This is a genomic window from Catenibacterium faecis (genome assembly GCF_014306455.1).
GTDB classification, from domain to species: domain Bacteria; phylum Bacillota_I; class Bacilli_A; order Erysipelotrichales; family Coprobacillaceae; genus Catenibacterium; species Catenibacterium mitsuoka_A.
Map to the genome: position 1 here is coordinate 1 of NZ_JACRWG010000076.1, position 8,440 is coordinate 8,440.

Here is an 8,440-nt window from a genome sequence, read left to right on the forward strand (position 1 = left end):
GAATACATAGCCACTGTAATTATCAAAGTCCAAATCAATATGAAAAAAGTTATGTAAAGATTAATTGAATTAGTAAAGAAATCTCAGTTTGACTGGTACTTTTTCTTGACGTAGTACCACGGTTTTTCTACCTGTATCGCAAACAGGCTGTCACGGATAAGGTCTACGCTGTCCTTGCCTTTGCTTTCTGAATAGGGGAGCATGATTTTTGTCCCCAAGTCCAGAGAAGCGGTGCTGATGTCCGAACTGAAATCATTGATTTTCTGGATATAATTGGGAGCATAAGCAATAAAGGACGCAGACACAATGAACACCACCACAAAGTTGATAACAGCGTGAAGTGCTTTGCTTGTTTCCCGTTTGAGAAGCCCTGTATAGGCGGTGTAAACACCTACAATCAGAATGATAATGAGCAGGAATCCCACATAGAATCCACTGCTGGAAAATCCATGTTCGGTCACTCAGGCAAGTGTCTGGATACTTTTCCCGATACTGTCTGCCATGTCATTGATGAAGTCCAGCTTATACGCCTGTTGCACCACATATCCTGTGGCATTGCTAAGATACAGGCTGATTGTCCAGACAAAATTTGTGATACAGTAAAGCCCGTACTGCACCGATTTTCCAATGCCGTCCAGCCAGTTCCACGGTAGCCAAGACCAGCTATTGTCCACATAGAAATCAAGCTGATAGTTGGAAAGCGGATACTTTGAATACAGGTTGTCTGCATTGACCGTATCATCGACCAGTCCAGACGCATGAGCTACCGTCCCAAGCAGGGACAGCAGTACCAGCGTAACGGTCACGGCAAGCAGTACCAGTTTCAGTACATGGAATACCTTTTCTCTTGTGATAGATTTCATCATTCCAAATCCACCTCACTTTTTATCGGCGGTCTGGTATCAAAGGCATGGAGCAGTTCTACAAAGACAGGGTGTATCTGTACCACACCGACACGCCCGTATAAATCCTGCATTAAGCATTGTCCGTTCTCCAAATCCCTCAACCGTTTCTGGTTATTTTCGTCCTCACTGTCCAGCCCGAAAAACTCTAAGGTCTGCTTGATTTCATTGGTATCTGTGGAGCGGAACGCAAACTTTAAGCCAATGTTATTTTTCAGACTTTCTTTCGATACATCCCCAGAGGATTGTGTCACGAAATAAACTCCGGCGTTCATGGCTCTGCCAGCACGCACCAGCTTATTTGAGAGTGTTTCTCCCTGTGCCACATTTAAGAACGCCCATGCTTCGTCTAAGTCCACGATTTTAAAAATGCTTCGGTCACTGTGAATAAAATCAAGGGCAAAGGTACTGATAACAATTAAGATGGATACCGACAACGGTTCAATAGTCGTGTATTCCTCAAAGGTAGTATCCTTATCCGGCAGAACCAAATCTGCAACCTGTATGATGTTGAGCTGGTTATCCAGACTGATTGCATTTTCCACTGAACCGTCCGAGAACAAAAGCTGTGCAAAATCATAGTCCGTAAAACTTTCGATATGGTCTGCAATGTTACGGGATACGGCGGTATCCTCTTTTCGCAGTTCCTCAATGACCTGTAACAGCCCGTGGTTCTGATTCTGGGATACCGTGCGGACAGCTTTTCTAAGGACAGGGAACTTTTCGCCGTCCCTTGAAGAAATTCCTGTAAGGAATGCCAGAATGTCGATGGCAAGACTTTCAGCGTCCTTGACATCTTTCATAATCACATACGGGTCTAACAGCCCTTGATTGCTGGAATCACTGGTAATGTTTACAATGTTGATTTCCTCTGCAATCTCCGGCAGTGTTTCTTTCCAGTTTCCACGCTCACTTTTCGGGTCTAGGATAACTGCCTGTCCACCGAACAGAACGGAATAATACACCAGCAGATTATTACAGAATGATTTTCCACCACCAAGCGAACCCACAAAGGCAGAAGCCAACGCATTTGTGACCGTACCTTTTACCCCTTGACTGGCAAGGGACGGTTGCAGGTAGACATTTCTTCCTGTATCCACGGAATATCCGATATAGATTCCTGTATTTTCTCCCAACATCTGGGTAGCACCGAAACCAAGTCCGGCTAAAAAGTCGGATTTCACATACTGGATATAATCATTGATATAACGTTTGCTGGCTGGAAGAAACTCTCCATGCAGTCCCATCATATCTCCGGCAGGGCGAACCAGCTTCACATTCAAATCATCGTAAAAGTCCTTGACTTCATCACAACGGCGTTTCAGTTCGTCAAGATCGGGTGCAGATACCCGTATGACGTAACTTAACTTGTACATACTTTCCTTGCTCTGGTCTAAATCTGTTTCCAGTTCATCGACACTGTCTAAGGCTTCCACCACATTTGAACTTGTTTCATTTCCGGCTTGATAGGCGTGATTGTCCAAGTCCTTTAATTCCTTTTTCTTATTACGGACAGTGGTTAAGGCTTTTTTATTTCCGACAATCTCAACATTCATGGACGTATCCACAGGGAATGTGAACTGCTGTTGCTGGAAATAAAAGATTTCCGATGATGGGAAGTCCAGTTCTCCGACAATCGCATTGACCGTAAAGTAGGACACATAGCTTTCACTGTCCTCATGTTCCAGACGCAAATATCGCTGGCTTTCTTCCACCACGCAACGGGTAGGACGGATAAGGTCATAATACTTAATCAGTGTTTCTCTTTTTAATTTTCTTTTTGGCAGAGGATACACATAATCTTCATAGGCTATCCCGTCCCTGCCGTAGAGGTGTTCCATCAGATACGCAAAATCTTTGGCTTCCAGTCGGCGGATTTTGAATCTACGGGAGATTTTGTTTTCCAGCAGTTTTTCCATCTTCGCATAACGGTTGATTTCATCATTGCTCATAGAAACAAAGTCGTTCATCAGCGTATGCCTTACCTCATTCAAAAACTCACGGAATGTCAGAAATACCGATTTTTTGATGTTCTTCAGATTGACTTCGTCCTCTGTGACCATGAGCTTGAATCCCAGAAAGAAACGGTAATCAACTTGATTGTCGCCTATCATGGATACAAGGGCTTCGGTCTGGTCATCTATTTTCTGATAGGCGACTTCCTTTAATTTTCCCGTTACCAGCTTCTTTGACTGTTCCTGTATACTTCGGATTGAGCTTTCGGTTGCAATCTGTAACGCATGAATCTTTCCCTCACGGGACTGTGCGATAAGCTGACGGAAGCTGTCATGCACAAGGTATTTCTGTTCTGGGGATAAGAATGAATAATTGTACGGTATCAGCTCATAGTAGGCGAACACCTCATTGTCCTTATTCCAGACAAGGTTGTTGTCGATATATTTAATCGGGAACATAGGTCACACTCCTTACTGCCGTGATAGTTTCCTCAAATTTCTGCTTATGCAGGTTCACGGCTTTTCCGGCATAAGTCACTTTGGGACGCAGGACATACAGAACCATCGTCTTGATGTAACTGTATGGCTTTTTCCCGTCAAAGGTTTTCTGTGACATAAACCATGTAAGGGCAACGGGAATCCCGAAATATTTCAAAAACGCACCCTCAATCATGGAAAGTGGCGGTACATCTGCAAACAGAATGATGATAAATTCCGTCAGCACGAACCATGTAATCTGGGTAAAGGTCACAGGGAATGGCAGGTTTACATCATTGATGGCATACAGTACCTTTTCCACATTCCAGATACTTGTATAACTTCGGATTTTCTTCACTTGTAAATGCTCCTTTCTTTATTTTCCTAACAACAGGGACAGCCGGATTTTCCAGACTGCCCCAAGAGAAAAGCTGACAGTAGCACCAGTGGCGGTGCTGATCTGCCAGCCCTTAACGCAGTACCTCACAGATACCAGCGTTTGTTGCAATAAATGTCCCCTCTATATCGAGGTCACGCCCGTAGGCTTCATAGTCGATATAGTTCTGTAAAGAGGACGGGATTTCTCCGAGTACCTGTTCTTCATCAATCAGATAGTAGGCTAAATCGGTCATCGTTTCACAGCCGGAATACAGAATGATGTCGTCCTTATGTTCCACCAGTTCTTCCAGACTCCCATAGCAGGATATAAAACTGTCCAAGTCGTCCAGCAGGTAATCCGGTAATTCTTCCAACTGCTCATAGATACGGTTCAGTTCTTCGATGGAAATGTATTCGCTAATCTCCATCGGGAAGTTGTCCGTATCATGGATTGCGTATTCTTCGTACTCTGCATTTAAGCCGATACGTTCTGCAATCACTTCTTCGTCTAACGGAAAAGAGAACCAGTCCCCGACCAGTTCTCCCTCATTGTACTTGCCAAGATTGGCTATATAGACTTGCATATCATCAATCATAAGTGGTTCACTTCCTTTCGGTGTCTATCAGAGCTTGAACATACCGTTTTCACTGACAACATAACGTCCTGTTTCTTCCAGCTCCTGTGCATAGGCTTCCAGATTAAAGTATTTTTTCCCTTTTTCGGAGAGGGCAGAAAATTCAATGTTATGTTCCAGTCGGTAACGGGCAACGTCCATGATGTTGTGACACTCTGGATAAAACCGAAATTCTTCTGATTTCTGTAATAAATCCTCAACACCGCCACAATAGGAAATCAAGTCATTGTATGCCTGTTGAACTTCTGGCGGTAACTCCATGTAAGCAAAGTACAGCTTATTCAATCGTCTGACGCTGGTTGTTCTTACAATATCGCCAGCAAAAGGGAGTTTCATATCTATAATCTGATAATCGCCACTGTCAGCTTCCACACCGAGCAGGTCATGGAACAGCTCATAATCAATGGGGAGATTGAACCAGCGAGAGGTTTTATCCTCTGCTGGCAAGGTACTTTCTATCAATACGCTACATTCTTCCATAGGCTTACGCTCCAATAATCTTATTGAATAGCTGTAACAATACGTCTTTTACGCCGGACGCATTGAATACAAGACCAACTGCTACTAAGGCAACTACCAAGAATCCGATGAGTTTGGAAAACTCACGTTTGAATCCCAAGTAGATACCGATAACCACAATCGCCATCAGCACAAGGCTCTGTGCATTGCTTAAAAACCAGTTATAAAGGTTCTGTCCAAAATTCATGCTTTCTTTTCTCCTTTCAGTTCCATCATTTTTCTGTCAGACTGTCTGCCAGCCTGTAAAATACACATGGCAATCACGCCAACTGTTCCCCCTAAAGAGAAGAACAGGAAATCAAATAATAATCGTTGCATTTTTCAATTCTCCTTTTCCAAAATCACATCTTCGGTAGCTGTGGTCTGCTGTTCGATTATCTTGTAGTGCTTTTCCGTCAGTTTCGTGGATTTACGGATTTCTTTCAGATAATCAATCCCTGTTTTCGCTGTGATTGCTTCCAGCATTTTGAGTGTCGGGTCAACCTGCCGTTGAATCCAGCGTAGGGTTCTGTCCAGTGTGTAGGGTTCGGGTTTGGTCGTGAGCTTTAACGGCTCTCTGTTTTCCCCGATGAACCACGCCCATCGGACAGATAATTTCCAGTCGCTCCGTTTCTTGTCTGCTTCCTTATCCACGAAGCGTACATAACGGTTGATAATAGAAAATGCCGTCCGTTCAGCGTCATAGTAGGTCAGCAGGTCACGGACAGCATAATAAGCACGTTCATTTTTCAACCGTATTTCAAATCTGTTTTTTATCGGTGCTTCCTCAATGGGTATCCCCAGTTTGATGTACTGCTCATAGCTTTTTTCATAGACACAGAAGTACACCTCACTTTTCAATGAGCCGATATAAAGCGTGTAGCCCATACCAGCCTTGTCCTGTTCCTCATGCTTGACCAGTTCGCCGGAAGCATAAGACTTAAAGGAACGGAACACCGATACACATTCCTCATTCCGGCATTTTTCGGTCAGTTCTGGAATATCCAACATTCCCGTATGGTCATTGATGGCAAGGTCAAGGCGTTTCATCACACCGCCGTCCACCAGAGCGTCCATAAGGAAGTCATACCAGCTCCGTTCCTGTGCCAGCAGATAACTTTCAAACTGGCGACAGCCTTTTCCTTTCAGTTCCAGCAGGACACCTTTTTCTTCATCTGGGGAAGTATATACGAAAATATCTCCGATGTAGTAGTGTTCTGTGTAGCTGTAATGCCCGAAGTCCTCATGTATCATGTACTGGATATTGAGCAGTAAGATGTCCTTAATGATGTGTCCAATATCCAGTGTCGGAAACCGTATCCTCACATAGTCAAACAGCATGGTAAGCGGTGCTTCTGGATTGAATTTTTCCAGAGCTTCCAAAAGTTTCACTTTCATTTCTTCTGTGACCGCCACCTTGCCGGATTCGATACGGCTTAAATGTTCACGGCTGATTCCAGCCATGACCGCAAGTTTCGTCTGGGATACACCGTACTGCAAACGCTTGTCTGCAAAATCCTGTATCCACTCTGTATCATTCAGTGCGATACCCCCTTTACAAAAAAACTGTGACATTTTTTATCCGATGTCACAGCAATAAAAAAAGCTACCAAACGCTTGATTTCAGCCAAGAATCGGTAACTTTTGTGTATGTTTCCTTGTGATTTGTGCCCCTCTGTTAGATACCGAGGGGCTTGATATATGCTGGCGTGGCTACCGCCACACCAGCAAGGCTAGTCCGTACCTGTGGCTTTCGCTTCGCACGCCACCTGTCCGTCCTGCCTTATGTGTGCAAGTTTCCCAATCGTACCTAAGAAATCATAGCCTTTGGGTACAAGGGGAGTGTAAAATTCAGATATGACGCTTGTTCCCACATCACAGTATCCACGCCCTTTAATTCGCTTCTGGAAAAATTGTTTTTTCACATCACTTCCAAAGAGCATACCGTAACCAAGTTCACTCATGCGACCAAGCCCCACACGGAAGTTAAAGTTATCTCTGATACCGTCCCCGAAATACTTTGCGTCTGGACGCTGGCAAGCCACAATCAGAAAATAGCCAGCCTGTCTGCCAAGCATGACGATTTTCTTTAGCTGGCTTAACAGGGCGGTACTTTCTTTTGTTGTGAGCATTTCTAGGAAAGCCACATATTCATCAAAGATAAGGAATTGTGGAGAAAGTCCCAGATAGGCATAGTTTTCTCCTGTACGGTAGTTCGGGTTCAGTTTCATTTCTTCCGAGCGTGTGACCATGCCCTCATAAAAGGTATTGACGCAGTCAATCATATCGTCTTTCGTGTGGTAGACGTTTCCCATGACCGTTCCCAAGTCCGCAAGGTCAGCGTTCTTCGGGTCAAGAATATATAAATCCGCATTGGTTTTAAGCAGGGCTTCAATGATGGTCAGCAGAAAATAGGTCTTTCCACCACCTGTACCACCACAGATAAGGGCATGGGGAAGTGAATCATATTCCCACACCAGATTTTTCATTAACCGCAGACCGCCGTTTTCGGCAATCACTTCATCAATCGAAATACGATTCGCTATCATATCATAGAGCAGGGTGTATTCGATGTATCCGTCATGCAGTGTCTTGTCGGTCAGCTCACAGTACAGCCCTGATTTCAGTTTATCCTCTAAGGACAGGAGCTGTTCTTGATATTTTCCCATTGTGATTTCACACAGGATATGGAGCAAGCCGTTGTCCATCTGGTAGTAGATTTTCGGAAACCACACGATTTTTTCTCTGGATCTGCTTTGCAGGTCAGTGAAAAAAACGCTGTCTTTGGTGATTTCTGCTTCATACCATTTATTTTCCAGCACCATACGAGCCAGCTTTTGTCTGTGCAACAACCGCTTGATACGGTCATATCCGTAACGGTAGTAGAGAAAAGCGACCAATGCACACACACCAGTCGCTATCAGAACCGTAATAGAATTGTAGACAGTCCAAGTAATTCCGGCATGGAGCAGGTTAAAATCTTTCCAGTCGGTAACAAGAAGCTGTCGCAGGTTCAGTAGCAGGAACACCGCAACGAACAAAAGCAACAGCCAGTCGATACAGAAGTGATAGACCAGTGATTTGTCACTGGCACGAATCCTGTTACCTTTCTTTTTCCACGTCATACGCTAACACCTCTTATTTCTTCGGCGGTTGCTGTGGAGCATTGTTCTGTGGATTTCCGGCATGAGTGCCTTTGTTCTTCAAAACAATATCGTCTGCCTTTACATACCAGTCCACATCTGCACCACGGTAATTCGCATTGGCTACCGTATCTGCAACAGGATTGATAAGTTCCACTTCGGCGTTGTAGTCATAGTCCTTTAACGGAACAGTCGCTGGAACGGATACCTGTATCATGCGTCCCTGTGTGTTGCATTTTAAATCATAGGTGCGTTCCTTGATTTCTTCACTGACTGTTCCATCTTCATTCTGTACATGAACCTCACGGCGTAATGCGGAGAACTTCAACACTCTGTTAAACCGCAAACTCTACCCATAATATAAACTAATAAAACCGCAAATTAAATTAATAAACAGGTGGAAAATGTGCCTTTTATGACGGCATAATCTTCCACCTGTTTTTGTGATCTGA

Annotated in this window: 9 protein-coding genes and 1 pseudogene; all 10 read right to left on the minus strand. The window is 44.2% G+C overall.

The genetic code is table 11. From position 1 onward, the window contains the following. Positions 1-116: 116 nt before the first annotated feature. Positions 117-866 (minus strand): annotated as a pseudogene (locus H8909_RS11925) (CD3337/EF1877 family mobilome membrane protein); the annotation flags it as partial. Then, the gene (gene tcpF, locus H8909_RS11930; RefSeq protein ID WP_187012989.1) at positions 863-3,316 is read right to left on the minus strand and encodes a conjugal transfer ATPase TcpF; all 2,454 of its coding nucleotides are present in this window, start codon (positions 3,314-3,316) and stop codon (positions 863-865) included. The pseudogene H8909_RS11925 and the gene tcpF, both read right to left, overlap by 4 nt. Then, positions 3,303-3,692, minus strand: a complete 390-nt coding sequence (locus H8909_RS11935; protein ID WP_118771617.1) for a conjugal transfer protein — start codon at positions 3,690-3,692, stop codon at positions 3,303-3,305. The genes tcpF and H8909_RS11935 overlap by 14 nt, the downstream gene beginning before the upstream one ends. Before the next feature lie 112 nt (positions 3,693-3,804). Then, a complete protein-coding gene (locus H8909_RS11940; protein WP_005423194.1) occupies positions 3,805-4,308 on the minus strand; it encodes an antirestriction protein ArdA in 504 nt (167 codons plus the stop codon). A gap of 27 nt (positions 4,309-4,335) precedes the next feature. Beyond that, positions 4,336-4,827 carry an antirestriction protein ArdA gene (locus H8909_RS11945; protein ID WP_106987468.1) on the minus strand — a complete coding sequence of 164 codons (492 nt, stop codon included), beginning with the start codon at positions 4,825-4,827 and terminating at the stop codon, positions 4,336-4,338. Positions 4,828-4,831: 4 nt separating this feature from the next. Beyond that, positions 4,832-5,053: a hypothetical protein gene (locus H8909_RS11950; protein WP_004844214.1), complete on the minus strand. Its 222-nt coding sequence runs from the start codon at positions 5,051-5,053 to the stop codon at positions 4,832-4,834. Next, positions 5,050-5,184 (minus strand): DUF3789 domain-containing protein, encoded by a 135-nt coding sequence (locus tag H8909_RS11955; protein WP_005611092.1) that lies wholly within the window; start codon positions 5,182-5,184, stop codon positions 5,050-5,052. Before H8909_RS11955 ends, H8909_RS11950 begins: the two co-directional genes overlap by 4 nt. Before the next feature lie 3 nt (positions 5,185-5,187). Continuing rightward, positions 5,188-6,420 (minus strand): MobT family relaxase, encoded by a 1,233-nt coding sequence (gene mobT / locus H8909_RS11960; RefSeq protein ID WP_106987467.1) that lies wholly within the window; start codon positions 6,418-6,420, stop codon positions 5,188-5,190. Positions 6,421-6,578: 158 nt separating this feature from the next. Next, a complete protein-coding gene (locus H8909_RS11965) occupies positions 6,579-7,970 on the minus strand; it encodes an FtsK/SpoIIIE domain-containing protein (protein ID WP_187012990.1) in 1,392 nt (463 codons plus the stop codon). 13 nt (positions 7,971-7,983) lie between these two features. Continuing rightward, a complete protein-coding gene (locus H8909_RS11970; RefSeq protein ID WP_369409835.1) occupies positions 7,984-8,319 on the minus strand; it encodes a YdcP family protein in 336 nt (111 codons plus the stop codon). Positions 8,320-8,440 lie beyond the last annotated feature (121 nt).